This is a genomic window from Bradyrhizobium sp. B025 (assembly GCF_042257955.1).
In the GTDB taxonomy this organism is placed as follows: Bacteria; Pseudomonadota; Alphaproteobacteria; order Rhizobiales; family Xanthobacteraceae; genus Bradyrhizobium; species Bradyrhizobium diazoefficiens.
The window spans coordinates 5,276,809-5,293,819 of record NZ_CP170150.1 but is presented as its reverse complement, the minus strand read 5'-3'; the positions used below and the strand labels follow the sequence as shown (position 1 = coordinate 5,293,819).

At 64.9% G+C, this 17,011-nt stretch carries 13 protein-coding genes; 5 read left to right on the top strand and 8 right to left on the bottom strand.

The genetic code is table 11. The features are described 5' to 3' along the window. Positions 1-1,113: 1,113 nt before the first annotated feature. Positions 1,114-3,576 (top strand): bifunctional diguanylate cyclase/phosphodiesterase, encoded by a 2,463-nt coding sequence (locus ACE10W_RS24740; protein ID WP_271551837.1) that lies wholly within the window; start codon positions 1,114-1,116, stop codon positions 3,574-3,576. Here ACE10W_RS24740 and ACE10W_RS24735 read toward each other — a convergent pair. The 6 genes from ACE10W_RS24735 to thrS all read right to left on the bottom strand — a co-directional run bounded on the left by ACE10W_RS24735 (position 3,562) and on the right by thrS (position 10,415). After that, positions 3,562-4,830 carry a serine hydrolase domain-containing protein gene (locus tag ACE10W_RS24735; RefSeq protein ID WP_375762009.1) on the bottom strand — a complete coding sequence of 423 codons (1,269 nt, stop codon included), beginning with the start codon at positions 4,828-4,830 and terminating at the stop codon, positions 3,562-3,564. The genes ACE10W_RS24740 and ACE10W_RS24735 overlap by 15 nt on opposite strands. Positions 4,831-4,892: 62 nt before the next feature. Then, complete coding sequence (locus ACE10W_RS24730) at positions 4,893-5,456, bottom strand: nitroreductase (RefSeq protein WP_038967533.1); 564 nt, start codon at positions 5,454-5,456, stop codon at positions 4,893-4,895. Positions 5,457-5,554: 98 nt separating this feature from the next. Further along, positions 5,555-5,908, bottom strand: a complete 354-nt coding sequence (locus ACE10W_RS24725) for a hypothetical protein (protein WP_161534469.1) — start codon at positions 5,906-5,908, stop codon at positions 5,555-5,557. Between the two features lie 14 nt (positions 5,909-5,922). Next, positions 5,923-6,594: a YadA family autotransporter adhesin gene (locus ACE10W_RS24720; protein ID WP_370205774.1), complete on the bottom strand. Its 672-nt coding sequence runs from the start codon at positions 6,592-6,594 to the stop codon at positions 5,923-5,925. Continuing rightward, positions 6,543-8,210: a hypothetical protein gene (locus ACE10W_RS24715; RefSeq protein ID WP_370204487.1), complete on the bottom strand. Its 1,668-nt coding sequence runs from the start codon at positions 8,208-8,210 to the stop codon at positions 6,543-6,545. Before ACE10W_RS24715 ends, ACE10W_RS24720 begins: the two co-directional genes overlap by 52 nt. A 162-nt stretch (positions 8,211-8,372) precedes the next feature. Continuing rightward, positions 8,373-10,415, bottom strand: a complete 2,043-nt coding sequence (gene thrS / locus ACE10W_RS24710) for a threonine--tRNA ligase (protein ID WP_049832605.1) — start codon at positions 10,413-10,415, stop codon at positions 8,373-8,375. Positions 10,416-10,601: 186 nt separating this feature from the next. Between thrS and ACE10W_RS24705 the strand changes: the two genes are divergently transcribed. Further along, complete coding sequence (locus ACE10W_RS24705; protein ID WP_182872015.1) at positions 10,602-11,771, top strand: MFS transporter; 1,170 nt, start codon at positions 10,602-10,604, stop codon at positions 11,769-11,771. Between the two features lie 90 nt (positions 11,772-11,861). Then, a complete protein-coding gene (locus ACE10W_RS24700; RefSeq protein WP_011088283.1) occupies positions 11,862-12,251 on the top strand; it encodes a hypothetical protein in 390 nt (129 codons plus the stop codon). Between the two features lie 18 nt (positions 12,252-12,269). On the opposite strand, the gene ACE10W_RS24695 is transcribed toward ACE10W_RS24700, so the two are convergent. Then, positions 12,270-12,692, bottom strand: a complete 423-nt coding sequence (locus tag ACE10W_RS24695) for a GrlR family regulatory protein (protein WP_244651789.1) — start codon at positions 12,690-12,692, stop codon at positions 12,270-12,272. 75 nt (positions 12,693-12,767) lie between these two features. Then, a complete protein-coding gene (locus tag ACE10W_RS24690; protein WP_182872014.1) occupies positions 12,768-14,093 on the bottom strand; it encodes an alpha/beta hydrolase in 1,326 nt (441 codons plus the stop codon). A 328-nt stretch (positions 14,094-14,421) separates the two neighbouring features. Here ACE10W_RS24690 and ACE10W_RS24685 point away from each other — a divergent pair, with 328 nt between their 5' ends. Further along, positions 14,422-15,789 carry an APC family permease gene (locus tag ACE10W_RS24685; RefSeq protein WP_097532342.1) on the top strand — a complete coding sequence of 456 codons (1,368 nt, stop codon included), beginning with the start codon at positions 14,422-14,424 and terminating at the stop codon, positions 15,787-15,789. A 2-nt stretch (positions 15,790-15,791) separates the two neighbouring features. Next, a complete protein-coding gene (locus ACE10W_RS24680) occupies positions 15,792-17,003 on the top strand; it encodes a hypothetical protein (RefSeq protein ID WP_011088279.1) in 1,212 nt (403 codons plus the stop codon). Positions 17,004-17,011 lie beyond the last annotated feature (8 nt).

Below are 17,011 nucleotides of genomic sequence, written 5' to 3'. Positions count from 1 at the left end.
ATCCCGGATGTCGCTTAGCTCGCCCGGGCTACAAGACCTTGCGTTGCCCGTCGGGCAAAACACGCAAGATGCGGGTCAACGCCCATCGTCGAAAATATTCCACTTTACCGAAATTCGGAAACGGCGTATGTGTCGCCTCACTCCGGCCCAAGGAAGAGGGGCGTATCGCGATCGTCACGAACGCGGGCCGGGCGGCGGTGGACGTGGGTCACATCGGCGCGATCGACTTCGCAGGGCAGGCGACTGTGAGCGGAGACCTCGCGCGCACGACCGGTGTGATCGGCGTACGGCCAAATCGTGTCGTCCTGGCGCCCGGGGTCTGTGCGCCAAGTTCTGCGGTGATGTGTGCGGCCCGACCGGACCGCGCGCGTCAGCCATCCGCAGGGCGACGGGGGCAATAGTGCATCGCTCCCCGGGGAGAGCACGACATAAGCCGTTCCAACCACTGCGCAGGGAAGGCCGGGATGTCTCCGGTTGCCCTGTTACCCGCTGTGCATCGTAGCGCAATCTGCATCTCGCATGGCGGTCGATGGGAGCCAACCGGCTCCCGGCCTTCCCTGCGCTCTCTTTCATCTGAGGGTGAAGTGACGAAGCAAAGCTCGGGCGAGATGAGCCGCGAGAGGGTGAAGGTGTGTCTGCGATGGGAATGCGAGTTGAAAGAGCGACGTTGTCACCCACACTCCGTCATTGCGAGCGCAGCGAAGCAATCCAGAATCCCTCCGCGGTGACAGTCTGGATTGCTTCGTTGCGCTCGCAATGACGGTGGTGATGCAGTTTGTACACACCTCTCCAATGTCGTCCTGGCGAAAGCCAGGACCCATTACCCCGGTCGGCGTTGCCGAAGCGCGATGTGGCCACCAGCGTTCGCAGCAACCAAGTTCGGTGGGTATGGGTCCTGGCTTTCGGCAGGACGACACTGAGAGTGGCGCGACGCTATCGCCATCTCATCGCGCAGCCCGCAAAAACAAAACCGTCATAGTCTCTAACGGCTACTAACCAACGCCTGACTTAAAACTGTCATAATCGCCGAATGGAACCCGCGCCCGCGCGCTCTTTACACGCCGTTAAGTGCACCTGCATTGGATGCGCTCGGAAAGTGCGTTGGGGACTGCGATGAGTGCCGCGAAGAAGATGCTGGGAAAACCGGCCGCCGAAATGTTTGACGACATCCCGGTGCTTCAGCGCAAATGGCGCGCCGCGTTGAAGCCGGGCGAACGGCTGCCGCGCTACGAGGACGTGATGCTCGGCAGCCTCGGCCGGCTCGCCGACCATATCGCACTGCTGAAGAACGACGGTGCGCTCGAGCTATCGCGCAGCGGACGCTACGTGCAGAAATGGCTCGGCGAGGAGCGCTGGGACATCCCCGTCGCCGAGCTCTCGCCCGATTGCGCCACGGCGCTGTCGGAAGCGGCGGCGAGCGCGCTTGCGAACGGACGGCCGCACCAGGCGAGCGCGCATTGCGTGCGCGACGGCATGGTCAGGACCTACGATGTGCTGGCGCTGCCGACCGCCTCGCGCTGGGGCGCGACGCTGGTCGGCGCCTATGTCAACGAGCGCGGCACGCAATACAATCTGCTCGATGCGATTTTCGCCTCGACCGACGACGCGGTGATCTCGCTGGCGACGCTGCGCGATGCCGGCGGCAAGCCGTTCGATCTCCAGATCGTGCATCACAACCAGAGCGCCGCCACGCTGCTGAAGGTCGCGAGTGCCGGCCTGCTGTGGCGCCGGATCGGCGAGGGCAACACCCTGCTGGCTGCGTCCGACATCATGGAATTCCTGCTCAAGGCCGTCCGCGGCGGCCGCGGCGAACAGCTCGAGATCGAGCACGATGGCCGGCATCTCCGGCTCAGCGCCACTGCCTTCGCCGACGTGCTCTCGCTGACGATCTCCGACGTCACCGCGCTGAAACGGCGCGACGCCTCGTTCCGGCTGCTGTTCGACAACAACCCGATGCCGATGTGGGTGTTCGACGCCGAGACCAAGCAGTTCCTCGGCGTCAACGATGCCGCGGTCCAGCATTACGGCTACAGCCGTGCCGCCTTCCTGCGCATGAAGCTGCACGAGATCTGGCCGGAGGACGAGTGGGACAGCCACGCCGAAGCGCTCGATCGTGTCGGCGACACCTATCATTCCTCGCGCAACTGGCGGCACCTGCGTGCCGACGGCAGCGAGATCGAGGTGCTCACCTTCGGCCGCCGCGTGGCCTTCGACGACCGCGACGGCTATCTGGTCGCGGTGGTCGACATCACCGAACGGCGCAAGGCCGAGGCGCGCATCGCCCACATGGCGCACCACGACGGGCTCACCGACCTGCCGAACCGCGAATATTTCCAGGAGCGCCTGAAGCAGGCGCTCGACCAGGCCGGCGGAAAGCGGGTCGGCGTGCTCTACATCGATCTCGACCTGTTCAAGAACATCAACGATTCCTTCGGGCATCCGGCGGGCGACCGCCTGTTGAAGGAGGTCGCCGAGCGCCTGACCACCGCGGTCCGCGGCGCCAATCTCGCAGCCCGGCTCGGCGGCGACGAGTTCGCCGTGATCCTGGCGGCCGACGTCTCGCCGAACGAGGCCAGCGCCTGCGCGACGCTGTTGATCGACATGCTGAAGGCGCCCTACGAGATCGACGGCCAGGAGATGGTGATCGGCGCCAGCATCGGAATCGCGCTGTCGCCCGGCGACGGCGTGACGTCGGAGGAGTTGATGCGCAACGCCGACATGGCGCTGTACCGGGCCAAGTCCGACGGCGGCGGCGTGCACCACTTCTTCGAGCGCGAGATGGACCTCCAGGCGCAGAAGCGCCGCGACATGGAGCTCGATCTGCGCCGCGCCTTCGCCAACGGCGAGTTCGAGCTGCACTATCAGCCGCTGGTGTCGATCGCCTCCGACCGCATCTCCGGCTTCGAGTCGCTGCTGCGCTGGCGTCACCCCGACAAGGGCATGATCTCGCCGGCGGAGTTTATCCCGGTCGCCGAGGACATCGGCCTGATCACCCAGCTCGGCGAATGGGTGCTGCGCGAGGCTTGTAGCGAGGCGGTGAAATGGCCCGTCGACGTCAAGGTCGCGGTCAATCTGTCGCCGGCGCAATTCCGCAGCCGCAACCTGGTGCAGGTCGTGATCTCGGCGCTGGCGCAGTCCGGCCTGTCGCCGAAGCGGCTCGAACTGGAGATCACCGAGTCGATCTTCCTGGCCGAGACCGATGCCAATCTCGCGATCCTGCATCAGCTGCGCGAGCTCGGCGTCGGCATCTCCATGGATGATTTCGGCACCGGCTATTCCAGCCTCAGCTATCTCCGCAGCTTCCCCTTCGACAAGATCAAGATCGACCGCTCCTTCGTCAAGGACCTGGCGCAGCGGCCCGATTGCGTCGCGATCGTGCGTGCGATCTCGGGGCTCGGCCGCAGCCTCAACATCACCACGACTGCGGAGGGCGTCGAGACCGAGGACCAGCTCGACTGGCTGCGCGCCGAAGGCTGCAACGAGGTGCAGGGCTTTCTGTTCAGCGCGGCGCGGCCCGCCGCCGAGATCGAAAAGCTGCTGGCCGATTTCGGCCAGCGCGCCTCACGGGCGGCGTAACGCGGGTGGAAAGCAGTCGTAGACCAGCGCCTTGAAGGCGGGCGTGATGCGGCTGCGTTCGTTCTGGGTCTGCTGCATCATCAGGTAGACCATGTCGAGCTTGGGATCGACGCCGAAATAGGTGCCGCTGCCACTGTCCCATTTCAACTCGCCGATCGAGCCCGGGGGCGGCGGCTTCGCATTGCCGGGATCGGTGCGCACCGCAAGGCCGTAGCCATAGCCGAAGCCGTCACCCGGGAAATAGAAATAGTCGCGTCCGACGCCGGAGCCGGGACCGACGTGATCGGTCGTCATGGCCTTGAAGGCGGCCGGGCTGAGGTAACGCCTGCCCTCGAACTCACCGCGGTTGAGCAGCATCTGCGAGAAGCGCTGATAGTCGGTGATGGTCGAGAGCAGGCCGCCGCCGCCGGACTGCCATTCGGGATGGTCGAGCCGGTCGCGCTCGGCGGCGAGCAGGATGTAATCGTTCGGCAGCGGCCGCGCCATCCGAGCCAGTTCGTCTTCCGTCGCGAGTGCAAACTTGGTGCTGCTCATGCCGAGCGGGTCGAGGATGCGCTGCTTCAGGAAGTCGTACAGGGTCTGGCCCGAGATGATCTCGATGATGGCGCCGAGCACGTCGGTGGAATGGCCATAGCGCCACAGCGTTCCCGGCTGCCGTGCCAGCGGCAATTTTGCGATGCGATCGGCGAATTTCCTGTTGTTGAAGGGATCCTCGAAAATGTTGGCAGCCTTGTAGGCCTGCTCGACCCATTTGCCGCCGATATAATCGTAGCTGATGCCCGAGGTGTGTCGCAGCAGATCCTCGATGTTGACGGGACGGACCGGGGGCACGAGGTCCAGCTCCAGCTTGCCGTCCGGCTCGGTGACCTCCAGTCCCACCTTGGTGCCGGCGAAGAGGGGGACGTATTTCGATGCGGGATCGGTAAGCGCAAGCTTGCCCTCGTCGATCAGCATCATCGCGCCGAGGCAGGTGATCGGCTTGGTCATCGAGTGGATGGCGAAGATCGTATCCGGCGTCATGGCGAGGCCCGTCCTGACGTCGCGCACGCCGAATGTCTTCAGATAGACCGGCTTGCCGTGCTGCTGGACCATGATCACGGCGCCCGGCAACCGGCCGCTCGTCACCTCGTTGTCGAAGAACGCCGTGATGCGGTCGAGCCCTTCGGGCGCAGGTGCAGGGATGTCGGCGGCCCGGCTTCGCGCCATGGTGCCGGCGAGCAGCGCGGCTCCGACCAGAAATTCACGCCGCTTCATCTGGACCCCTCCCTCGCCGGGATCAAAGCCGCAAGATATTCAGGGCGTCAACATGTCGTCGATCAAAATCGTGTCACGATTTCCGAAAGGAACGGTCGCGGACGGTCCTCGCTCGGCTTGGTCGGCGTGCCGATGTGGATGAAGCCGGCGAGCTTTTCGTCCGGCTTGAGGCCGAGGCCGTCGAGCACGTCGCGGTCGAACGAGAACCAGCCGGTCAGCCAGCATGCGCCGTAGCCGAGCGCGGTCGCGGCCGTGACGATGTTCATGGCGCTGGCGCCCGCCGACAGTTCCTGCTCGAAGGCCGGTACCTTCGGATGCGGCCTGGTGAAGCTGACGATGCCGATCACGAGCGGGGCATCGGTGAGCCGTTTCCGCTCGATCTCGACATCGGCCGCCGGCGCGCCCGGATTCTTCCGCGCAAAGACCTTCGCAATCACCTCGCCGGCGCGCTGGCGCGCATCGCCTTCGAAAATGATGAAGCGCCAGGGCGCGAGCTTGCCGTGATCCGGCACGCGCGCGCCGATGGTGAGGATCGTCTCGAGCTCGGCCTCCGAAGGGCCGGGCCCGGTCATCTCGCGCGGCTTGACCGAGCGGCGGGTCTTCAGGAGTTCGATGGCGTCGGGCACGGGCGTCTCTCTCATGGAACCAATTGGGCACCGCATAGCATGCGATCCTCCCGGCCACGAGACTGAACAGGCTCATTTAGACCGATTGTGATCGGGGCCTATTTGTGCCTCGTCGGCGCAGCGACAGCTGGCGTGCCCGGCATACAGTTGATGCTACCGATGCCGTTCGGGCCGTATTGTACGAAACCCGTTGCCGTCGTCGGCGAGTGCGGCGCCGAGATCGGCAGATACACATAGCAGATGGTGCCGTCGACCGGATCGCGCAAGCGCTGGACCACCGTATCCTGGAGCGGGCCGGCGAATTGCCGTTCCAATTGCATGCGCGGAAGCTTGGCCCATTCGCCCGATGGCTGGAATTGTTGCGGCGGCGGTTGTTGCGGCTGTTGCGCGACGACAGGGCGGGAGCCGAGCACGACTGCGGCCAGCACGAAGGCCGGGAAGGGAAGCTTCATCTGCGGCACCAACTTCAGAACTCGACCGCCATGCCGGCGCGGCCGATATGCTCGCTTCCACCGCCATTGGAATAGCCGCCAAACAGCACCGTCGGCGTCGTCCAGTCCAGGCGATGTGAGATGCCGATGCCCACGCCGGATTGGCCGCGATAATATCCGGCGTTCACTGCGACTGTGGTCCTGCCACGCGCCGACGGCATCAGCACCGGTGCGGCTGACACCGCGGCGACGATGCCGCGCCGGGCCTCCTGCTGGTTGGCGGCGATCTCGCTTTGCAGGCTGCCGATCTGTGACTGGAAGCCTGCGACAGCCGACTGGAGCTGGCCGACATTGACTGCATCGGTCTGGTTGACGCCGGCGGCGACATTGGTGAGGCGGCGCTCATTGCCGGCCGAGCCGAACGACACGGTGTTGGCGACGGTGTTGGTCGAGCCTGTGCCGATCGCCACTGAGTTGGCCGCGGTTGCCGAGGCATTGGTGCCCAACGCGGCCGAGTTCGAGCCCGTCGCAACCGCACCGTCGCCGAAGGCCGCGCCGCCATTGCCTGCGGAGGCTGCTGCGCCGACGGCTACCGAGCCGGTTGCCACCGCACCGGTGCCGATCGCAATCGCATTGGTGCCGGTCGAGGCGGAATTCAACCCAATTGCGATCGAGCCGGACTTGGTGGCCTGCGCATTGCCGCCGATCGCAATCGCATCGGTACCGGAGGCGTTGGCCGCTGCGCCAGCGCTGTTGACCTTGTGTACTGAGTTGTCCCGGCGATGCCGGCCACCGTCGCACTCAGCGAGGCAACGGTCTGGTTCGTGGCGTAGAGCTGGCTGCCGTTGACGGCGTCGGTGCTGGTCGCGTCAACGGCGCCCGCGGCGACGCCAGTCACGGTGCGGTTGCCCGATGTGCCCGACACGTCGACCACGGTGCCATCCGTGCTGCTGCCGATACCGATGACCTTAGTCGACGAATTCTGCTGCACGAGGCCGATCGACCCGTTGTCGATCTGCGTCTGCAAGTTGCTGATGCTGGTCGCCGTGCTGCTTAGCGCAGCGTTCACGGCAGAGAACGCGCTGCCGACGTTGTTGTAGGAGACGCCCTGGATCATGTAGCTCGGCGCAACCATCTGTCCGCCGGCATCGAGCGTTGTGCCGAATGCTGCGGCGACCCTCTGGTTTGCAGTGTAGAGCTGGCCGCCATTGACGACATCGGTGCTGGTGGAAGACAGCGTGCCGGCGGCGACATTGACGATCCTGCGCTCTTTGCCGGCCGAGCCGACCGAGATCGTGTTTGCGACATTGGCGACGGACTTGGAACCGAGCGCAACCGCGTTGGATGCAGTCGTTTGCGCACCTTCACCGATGGCGACGCCCGAAATTGCCGCCGCTGAAACATTTGTATTGAAACCAAGAGCGGTCGAGTCCACGGCGTTGGCGCGCGCGTTCCAGCCAAATGCCGACGCAGCTGTGGCGCCCGCGACACTTGTGTAGCCGTAGGCCGAACTCCCCTGGCCGGTTGCCGCCGCGGCTTGCCCGACGGCCGTACTGTAGTCGCCATAGGCGTGCGCCGTCCGTCCGACAGCGGTTCCGGCGAGATGGGCTTGGGCGGAACTGCCGATTGCGATTGCGCCTGAATTGTCGGCAAGCGCATCCGAGCCGAGTGCGACGCTGTCCGCTCCGGTTGCCTCGGCGCTCTGCCCGATCGCCAGCGCGCTCTGCATCGTTGCCTGACTCTGCCGGCCGAACGCAATGGCGTAGTCACCACTGGCGCTCGCGGCGTAGCCAACGGCGACGGAGGCTACGCCAGTCGCTGTGCTTGAAGCGCCGAAGGCGGAGGACTGTGTCCCGCTCGCCGTGCTCGAATTACCGAAAGCCGAGGCTTGCTGGGCGGTCGCGCTGCTGTAGGAGCCGAAGGCGGAAGTCTGCGCTGCTGTCGCCTCGCTTCCGTAGCCCACCGCCGTCGAATCCGTCCCGCTGGCATTGCTCGTCGCTCCGACCGCGGTGGCGTGGCTTTGCGACGCACTACTCAGAAAACCGACCGCGACACTATAGGCTCCCGCTGCATCTGCATGGTTCCCCACCGCCGTACTGCTGGAAGCCGAAGCGGATGCAGCGTTGCCACAAGCGAATGAATCGGCAACGGGCGCGCTGCCACTGCCGGAATCGAGCAGGCAGGTTTCGGCGTAGACAGCTTCGGGAAAGACAATGAACCCGACTGCGAACATGACAAGAGCGACGACGGCACCTGAAGCCGGCCGCCGAAACCCGGCTGCCTCGGCCTCGGCTCGCAAATTCGTATCGAGTTCACCAAACATGACCAATGTTCGCGCGGAGCCCGGTACGTCGGTATCCCCAATTCATGGGGTAGTGCTCCGGAAGTCGGGCTGGTATCGCGCTCTGAGGGCGGCCACCTTGCTGCGCAGACGCGCAGAGCGCGCCGGTAGGCGCGCCCTGTTCGTCAAGTTCAGTGGCAGGTTCTAAACGATGCCCCGTGCCCGCACGACATCGGGCGGGGTCGCTTCCTCGACCAAGGCGGCGATCGCCTCGGCGGTCGTCATCACCTTCTGGCCGTCGCTGCCGAGCCGGCGGACGGAGACCGAATGCGTCTCGGCCTCCTTCTTGCCGACCACGAGCAGTGCCGGGATCTTGGCCAGCGAGTGCTCGCGGACCTTGTAGTTGATCTTCTCGTTGCGCAGGTCGATCTCGACCCGAAGCCCCGCGCGCCGGGCCTGCTCCAGGACCTGCTTGGCGTACTCGTCGCCCTCGGAGGTGATGGTCGTGACCACGGCCTGCACCGGCGAGAGCCAGAGCGGGAAATTGCCGGCATAGTGCTCGATCAGGATGCCGATATAGCGCTCCATCGAGCCGCAGATCGCGCGATGCACCATCACCGGCGGTTTCTTGCCGCCGTCATGGTCGATGTAGAACGCACCGAACCGCTCCGGCAGGTTGAAGTCCACCTGCGTGGTGCCGCACTGCCAGTCGCGGCCGATGGCGTCGCGCAGCACGTATTCGAACTTCGGCCCGTAGAACGCGCCTTCGCCCGGGTTGATCTCGGTCTTGATGTGGTTGTTCTGCGACTGGATCTCGCGCAGCACCGTCGCCATCACGCGCTCGGCGTGATCCCACATCGCATCCGTGCCGACGCGCTTGTCGGGTCGGGTCGACAGTTTCACGGTGAGATCGCCGGTGAAGCCGAAATCCGCGTAAGTCGACAGGATGAGATCGTTGATCTTCAGGCATTCCTCGGCGAGCTGGTCCTCGGTGCAGAAGATGTGCGCATCGTCCTGGGTGAAGCCGCGCACGCGCATCAGGCCGTGCATGGCGCCGGATGGCTCATAGCGATGCACCACGCCGAACTCGGCGAGCCGCAAGGGCAGGTCGCGGTAGCTCTTGAGGCCGTGCTTGAAGATCTGCACATGGCCCGGGCAGTTCATCGGTTTCAGAGCGAACCAGCGCTTGTCCTCGGCCTCGTCGCCGGCCGACTGCGCCGCGAACATGTTTTCGCGGTACCAGCCCCAATGGCCCGAGGTCTCCCACAGGACCTTGTCGAGGATCTGCGGCGCGTTGACCTCGCTGTAGTCGCCGGTCAGGCGGCGGCGCATATAGGCGATCAGCTGCTGGAAGATGGTCCAGCCCTTCGGATGCCAGAACACGACGCCCGGACCTTCCTCCTGGAAATGGAAGAGGTCGAGCTCGCGCCCGAGCTTGCGATGGTCGCGCTTTTCGGCCTCCTCGATCTGCTTGAGGTAGGCGTCGAGGTCCTCTTGCTTGGCGAAGGCGGTGCCGTAGATGCGGGTCAGCATCGGGTTGTTGGAATCGCCGCGCCAATAGGCGCCGGCCACCTTCATCAGCTTGAAGGCATTGCCGACCTTGCCGGTCGAGGTCATATGCGGGCCGCGGCACAGATCGAACCAGTCGCCCTGGTAGTAGATCTTGATCGGCTCGTTGCCGGGAATGGCGTCGACCAGCTCGACCTTGAACGCCTCGCCCTTGTCGCGGAACACCTGCTTGGTCTTTTCGCGATCCCAAACCTCTTTCGTGAAGGGTTTGTCGCGCGCGATGATCTCGCGCATCTTCTTCTCGATCGCGGCAAAGTCTTCCGGCGTGAACGGCTCGTTGCGGAAGAAGTCGTAATAGAAGCCGTTCTCGATCACCGGACCGATGGTGACCTGGGTGCCCGGCCACAGCGTCTGCACGGCTTCGGCGAGCACGTGCGCGCAGTCGTGGCGGATCAGCTCCAGCGCGCGCGGATCGTCGCGGTTGATCAGCTCGATCTTGGCATCGGCTTCGATGGGATCGTCGAGGTCGGCGACCACGCCGTCGAGCGCCATCGCGACCGTGCGCTTGGCCAGCGACGGCGAGATGCCCTTGGCGATCTCGAGGCCGGTGATGCTCTTGTCGTATTCGCGCCGGGCGCCGTCGGGGAAGGTGAGGGTGACTTTGGCTGCGGGGGTCACGGGCTTCAGATTCGAGAGGCTGTACTGGAAGCCGGATTCGGATTTGGGCTGGTCGGTCATTGCTTTTCTCCTGAAGCTCACTCCTGCGAACGAGCGCAGGTAAGCGGGAACGAGCGATATATCAGGCGATTCGGCCTGCGCAATCCGGCATTTCCAAGAAAGTGGCACGCAAAAGCTGCGGCCTTGCACCAACTATTTCGGGCAGCGGCCTTTAACAGGCGGCAAGCCGGCTCTACATGCAGTTGCATGCAAAAATCCCCCGCCGCCGGCCGTTTCGCGCCAACCGCCCTCATGCTCGGCAATCTCGTCACCGGCTGCTCGGTGCTGGCGCCGGCGGGGATGCTGCCGGAATTGTCGGCGGGGCTCGGCATCAGCATTCACGCGGCCGGGCTCCTGATCACCTTCGGCGCGATCACGCTGTGCATCGGTTCGCCGCTCACGGCCTGGCTCACGAGCCGCATCGAACGGCGGACGCTGCTTGCGACCACGCTGGCGGTGCTCGCCTTCGGCAATCTCGCCTCGGCGTTCGCGCCCGACTATGCGAGCCTCCTCGTCATCCGCCTGGTGATGCTCGCGGTCGGCGCGCTCTATACGCCGCAGGCGGCCGGCACGGCGGCGCTGATCGTGCCGGCGGAGCGGCGCGGCAGCACGATTGCCTATATCTTTCTCGGCTGGTCGCTGGCGGCCGCCGTCGGCCTGCCGCTGATCACCTTCATGGCCAGCCGCTACGGCTGGCGCGCGGCCTATGGCGGGATCGGCGCGCTCGGCTGCATCAGCTTCTTGTTGTTGCTGCTGCGCCTGCCTGCCGGACTGAAGGGCACGCCGGTGGACCTGAAGACCTGGAGCGCGGTCGGCCGCGACAGGACGGTTCTGCTGCTGCTTGCGATCACCATGCTGCAAATGTCCGGGCAGTTCGTGGTGTTCACCTTCATGGGCCCGCTGCTCAAGAAGCTGACCGGGGCGGGGCCGGACGCAATCGGCATGGTGTTCGGCATCTACGGCCTCTGCGGTTTCCTCGGCGTCGTGATCGCGACCCGCATCGTCGATACCTGGGGTCCCTATCGCACCTCGCTGCTGTTCACCTGCCTGCTGCTTGCGGGCATTGCGGGCTGGGCGCTCGGCGCCGGCACGTTCGTCCTGATGGCAGGTGCCGTCGCGATCTGGGGCCTCGGCTTTGCCTCGACCAATTCGATGCAGCAGGTGCGGCTGGTTGCGGCCGCGCCGCCGCTTGCGTCCGCCACCGTCGCGCTCAACACCTCCGTCCTCTATATCGGCCAGGCGGTCGGCTCCGCCATCGGCGGGCTGCTGTTCGCCCACGAGCTCCTGCACCCGCTCGGCTTCGTTGCGGTCGGCTTCGTCGTGCTGGCGCTGGTGCTGGTGATCCTGACCCGGCCCGGGCCGGCTGCCGCGGCCTGAACCTGCGTTTTCGTGCGTGCAAGGTGCTTGGCAAACCGCGCGCGGGAGCGCTAGAAGGCCGGTCATGGGGACCAAAGAGAGTTGACTGAGATGAGGATGATTCTGGCGGTTGCCGCGGTGCTCTATTCAGCCTCCGCGTTTGCGCAAGCCGACAAGCCACCGATGGTGGGGGACAAGCCCTTGGTGCAGGTCAAGCCCAAGGGGACCAAAGCGGGGACCAAGGAGGCAGCGGCCAAGCCGGCCGCAGCGCCGAAGGGCAAGCCGCAATCGATCGCCGCACGGCTCCAGGCCTGCCTCGATCTCGATGACGGCACCAAGGACCGCCTCAATTGCTACGACGCGGTGATCCCGCCGGCGCCGAAGCCGAAGCCGGCGAAGGCCAAGGGCTACGCCGATTGCCGTTTCTTCAAGGAAGAGGACGAGCGGCTGGCCTGCTTCAACGGTTTTGCCGAGAGCATTCCGAAGCTGCCCAAGACCTAAGGTCAAGACGCCGGACGGCTAGTCGCTGATCCGGCTCAGCACAGCCCTGAAGGCAACGCCCGGCGCTTGCAGCGCGTTGCCTTCGAATTCCGCCGCGTCGCCGTCCTCGCGGCCGGTGAGCGTCAGCGTGATCCGGTCGATGCCGAACAGCCCCTTGAAGGACGGGTCGTCGTTGTAGCGCTGGGTCGAGATCTTGACCTTGATCGCGTCGCCTTCGCCCGTATAGGTGCCCATGAAGGCGAAGGCGGAATTGCCGCCGCGCATTTTGCCATCCACCACATAGACGACACCGCACCCGGTTCCGTGAACCGTGTGGAAGTCGACCTTGTACAGTCCCTGACGCACGACCTGTCCCCGCAGAAATTCCAAATCCAACGTGGCCGGCAAACTATGATCGTTGCCAGCGGAAACAATCCGGTGGCTCACGGGGATGTCGGCCATCAACATCACATTTTGATCACGGCTTGAGAGAATTGCAGGCAGCGCACGGAAATACCGGCTGGCGCAATATCGGGACTATCGATTCGATGCCGATGGAGTGGTCGCCGCCACGCGCGTCAGCGCCAGCGCCGGCGTCGCCGACATCTTCACCAGCACGTCCTTGAGCGGATACTGCGTCCACGCGCGGTTCACGTAGTCGCGATGGGTGATGCCGTCACCGGTTTCGACGAACACCACGCTGCCGGGACGCAAGGGGCCGTCCATGTCCTCGGAGACGCTGATGCCCTTCTGCCTGAGCATGCTCATCAGCTCGCGGTCGCGCCGCGCCGTGTAGTGAGTGTAGGAGCTGACGAAGAAGCCCGAGCGGTGGCTCGCGATCCAGGAGGCGAACTTGTCCATTTCGCCATAGACGGCGTCGAGCAGCACGACGCCGCGGACGCGGTCGCTGATGCCCCCGACCTCGAGGCTCCAGGCCGTCGGCAGGAAGCCGCCGCTATAGCCGACGATGACGATCGGCATATTGGCGAACGCGCGCGCGCTGTTGGGATCGCCGGTGAGGCGGGCGAGGTGGCTGGCCGATTCATCCATGAAGCGCTTGAGGCCGCCCGCCTGCCAGAATTTTCCGGCGCTGGAATCGGCGGCGTCGACGGCCATCTGCGGCGCAAGCAGGACGGCATTGGCGCCGGAATCGGTAATCTGCTGCGGCACCAGCTGCCGGTCGCGCACATCGCGCTCGAGCGTCGCGCCATTGCCGTGGAAGAACACCACGATCACGCCCGGCTTGCGGGCGTCGAAATGCTCGGGGACGTGCACCAGCACGCGGCTGTCGCTGTAGGTCTCGTCCTGCCAGTAGACGCGCCCCGAATAGCTGCGGTGGCCGCGGCGGTCACCCTTGGAGATGTTGAGGAACGGCGCGTCGGAGGCAGGGTTGTTGCCGAAATAGGGGAAGGCCGACGACTTCATGCTGACGAGCGTCGTCAGGTCTTCGCGGGGCGGACGCTGGTAGGGCGCCTGCGGTGCGAGCGAAGCGACCTTGTAGGGTGCCTGCTCCGGCTGCGGCTGCTGCTGTACGGCGCGCTTGGGCGAGAAGTCCGACATCTGCCGTTGCAGGAAGCTCTCGCCCACCGAGGGGAAGCGCTCCTTGAACTGCGGGGCAGGGAAGCGATCCTCGAACGTGTCGCCGCTCGCAACTTGCGGATTGGTCTTGGCGACGACCTGGACATTGGCCTGCGAGTTGGCTGCGAGCGCCGTCGGATTCGGCGCTTGGCCGCATTGAACCAGCGTGAGCGACAGCGGCACCAAGGCTGAGATCAGGCCGATCCGGAGCGCACGACCGCGCCGATCGGACGGCGTCCGATCGGCACGAATGTCAGCTCTCGTTTTCGGAACGGCCCCGACCATCCACCCATGACCCCAAGTCATGACCACAAGCCCAGCGGCAATCTTGAGATAATTGAGCCGACTGGCGTTTAGGTGACGTTAAGTGTCCGGAGAAACTTCCCCACATCCGGAACGCTCAAAAGGACCACGCAATCGTGTCGTGATTGTGGGGATCGGAAACGGGATTCTCCGGTGTTTGCGCAGCTTTATCGCCTAGGACCGTGCTAAGAAGGTGCCTTGATACCTATTTCCCTTGCCTCATTTAACCCTTGTTAACCCTGCTTGAATTGACTGGATCAAACTGCACGATGCTTCCCACGAGACGTGAGGCCTGAGGTTAAGGACCCCGATGACGGCATCAGATGCGGGTACTGCGCCCTGGACTGGCCGGTTGACCGGAAGAGGGGCGGGTGTCTCCGTTCTGGTCGCAACCGCCATCGTCGTTGCCGACATGATCGGGGTCGGCGTCTTCACCAGCCTCGGCTTCCAAGTCAAGGACATCCCGTCCGGCTTCTCGATCCTGCTGCTGTGGAGCGTCGGCGGCATCGTCGCACTGTGCGGGGTGTTCTCCTACAGCGAGCTCGGCGCGATGTTTCCGCGCTCGAGCGGCGAATACAATTTCCTCGGCCGTGCCTATCATCCCGCCTTCGGCTTTCTCGCCGGCTGGGTCTCGGCGACGGTCGGCTTTGCCGCGCCGGTTGCACTCGCCGCGATGGCCTTCGGCGAATATGCCAAGTCGGTCGTCCCCGACCTGCCGCCGATCCCGCTCGCCATCGGCGTGGTGTGGCTGGTCTCGCTCGTGCAACTGACCGGCGTCAGGCACTCCTCGACCTTCCAGCTGATCTCGACCATCCTGAAGGTCGTGCTGATCGTCGCCTTCCTGGTCGCCGGCTTCATCATCGGCGTGCCGCAGCCGATCGCCTTCACGCCGCAGCCGGGCGACCTCGCGCATATCGTCAGCGCGCCCTTCGCGATCGGCCTCGTCTTCGTGATGTACTCGTTCTCGGGCTGGAATGCGGCGACCTATATCATCGGCGAGATGAACATGCCGCAGCAGAACCTGCCGCGCGCGCTGCTCGCGGGCACGCTGATCGTGCTTGTGCTGTATGTCGCATTGAATGCGGTGTTTCTCTACTCCACGCCGGTCGGCGCGCTCGCCGGCCAGCTCGATGTCGCCAGTGTCGCCGGCAGCGCCATCTTCGGTAGCCTCGGCGGCCGGATCGTCGGCGCCATGATCTGCGTCGGCCTGATCTCCTCGATCAGCGCGATGATGTGGATCGGTCCGCGCGTGATGATGACGATGGGGGAGGACATTCCGGCGCTGCGCGTGTTCTCGCGCAAGTCGACGAGCGGCGCGCCGGCCTATGCCATCCTGTTTCAGCTCGCGGTCGCGACCCTGCTGCTGTTCACGCGCAGTTTCGAGGCGGTGCTCGACTTCATCCAGTTCGCGCTCTTGTTCTGCTCGTTCTTCACGGTCGCCGGCGTGATCAAGCTGCGCATCACCGATCCTGACCTGCCGCGGCCCTATCGCGCCTGGGGATACCCCTTCACCCCCCTCGTTTTCCTGCTCGTGACCGCGTTCATGATGTACTACCTCTTGACCGAGCGGCCGGTGCAGTCGCTGTCGGGGATGCTCGTCATGCTCTCGGGCCTGTTGATTTATGCTGTTTTCCGCAGGCGGCCGGTCGCCGCTGGCACGTCACACAATCGCGAATAGACATGTTTCGACCCTTGAGAATTGCGGCTGTCGCTGTTGCCCTCCTGGCTGCGGCCGTCTCGTCCGTGCGGGCCGCCGACGTCACCTTCGACGACACCGCGCGCTTCCTTGCGGGCATGCAGCCATCGGCGGACTCGCCGCTGGTGGCGCTGACCAGAGACCCGTCCTGGCAGCATCACGCAAAATTCTTCGACGGCGCCTTTGCCCAGCTCGAGCAGCGGCAGCTCTCGAAGATCCGCACCTGGTCCGACGTCAACCTGGCCGCGCCCAGGCCGACCATGTTCTACATGTTCAGCGGCCCGGACTTCCTCTACGCCGACGCCTTCTATTCCAAGGCCAGCACCTACGTGCTCGGTGCACTGGAGCCGGTTGGCGCCGTGCCCGACCTGACGCGGCTGCCGCGCGGTTCGGTCGGCGCCGCGCTCTACAATGTCGAACGCTCGCTCGGCTCGATCCTGAGCTTCTCCTTCTTCATCACCAAGCAGATGAAGGTCGACCTGCACGCCAACCAGGTCAACGGCACCTTGCCGATCCTCTATGTCTTCCTCGCCCGCTCCGGCAAGACCATCCGCAACGTCGAGATGATTGCGCTCGACGACAAGGGCGGGATTCACGCGGGCAACGACAATCCGGGACCGAACGCGACGCGCGGCGTCCGCATCACCTTCGCCGGCAGCGATGGCGAAGTGCGCACGCTGTATTATTTCTCCACCGATCTCTCCAATCCCGGCGCGCGCGCGGCTGGATTCCTGAAGTTCTGCGAGACGCTCGGGCCCGGCAATAGCCTGCTCAAGAGCGCGTCCTATCTCTTGCACTCTGGCAACTTCACCGTCGTCCGCGACTGGCTACTGGCCAACAGCGCCACCATCATCCAGGACGATTCCGGCATTCCGCTCGCGAACTACAATGCGCGGCAATGGCGGTTCTTCCCGTTCGGCCGCTACCTCGGACCGATCGCCGAATTCCCCGGCCGTTACCAGGAGCGCTATGCCGAACTGTTCGCGCGGGCCCAGCCGATCGATTTCGGCGTCGGTTATCGCTGGCGCACGCATGAATCGAATCTGCTGCTGTCGGTGAAGGTGCCGGGAAGCGACACCGCGCCGGGGGCGGAGACCACCTCGTCCGCTGAACCGACGCCAAAGCCACCGCGCCCGAAGCGGCCGCGTCCGCCCGAATCCGTCCCGCCGTCCGGGCGTTTCTTCTGGTTCCGCTAGGCTATTTG

What these genes read in the sequence shown, in the direction of transcription:
- ACE10W_RS24740 (WP_271551837.1), top strand. Translation starts at nt 1,114, where the DNA reads ATGAGTGCCGCGAAGAAGATGCTGGGAAAACCGGCCGCCGAAATGTTT.
- ACE10W_RS24735 (WP_375762009.1), bottom strand. Translation starts at nt 4,830, where the DNA reads ATGAAGCGGCGTGAATTTCTGGTCGGAGCCGCGCTGCTCGCCGGCACC.
- ACE10W_RS24725 (WP_161534469.1), bottom strand. Translation starts at nt 5,908, where the DNA reads ATGAAGCTTCCCTTCCCGGCCTTCGTGCTGGCCGCAGTCGTGCTCGGC.
- ACE10W_RS24715 (WP_370204487.1), bottom strand. Translation starts at nt 8,210, where the DNA reads ATGTTTGGTGAACTCGATACGAATTTGCGAGCCGAGGCCGAGGCAGCC.
- thrS (WP_049832605.1), bottom strand. Translation starts at nt 10,415, where the DNA reads ATGACCGACCAGCCCAAATCCGAATCCGGCTTCCAGTACAGCCTCTCG.
- ACE10W_RS24705 (WP_182872015.1), top strand. Translation starts at nt 10,602, where the DNA reads ATGCAAAAATCCCCCGCCGCCGGCCGTTTCGCGCCAACCGCCCTCATG.
- ACE10W_RS24700 (WP_011088283.1), top strand. Translation starts at nt 11,862, where the DNA reads ATGAGGATGATTCTGGCGGTTGCCGCGGTGCTCTATTCAGCCTCCGCG.
- ACE10W_RS24695 (WP_244651789.1), bottom strand. Translation starts at nt 12,692, where the DNA reads ATGGCCGACATCCCCGTGAGCCACCGGATTGTTTCCGCTGGCAACGAT.
- ACE10W_RS24690 (WP_182872014.1), bottom strand. Translation starts at nt 14,093, where the DNA reads ATGGTCGGGGCCGTTCCGAAAACGAGAGCTGACATTCGTGCCGATCGG.
- ACE10W_RS24685 (WP_097532342.1), top strand. Translation starts at nt 14,422, where the DNA reads ATGACGGCATCAGATGCGGGTACTGCGCCCTGGACTGGCCGGTTGACC.
- ACE10W_RS24680 (WP_011088279.1), top strand. Translation starts at nt 15,792, where the DNA reads ATGTTTCGACCCTTGAGAATTGCGGCTGTCGCTGTTGCCCTCCTGGCT.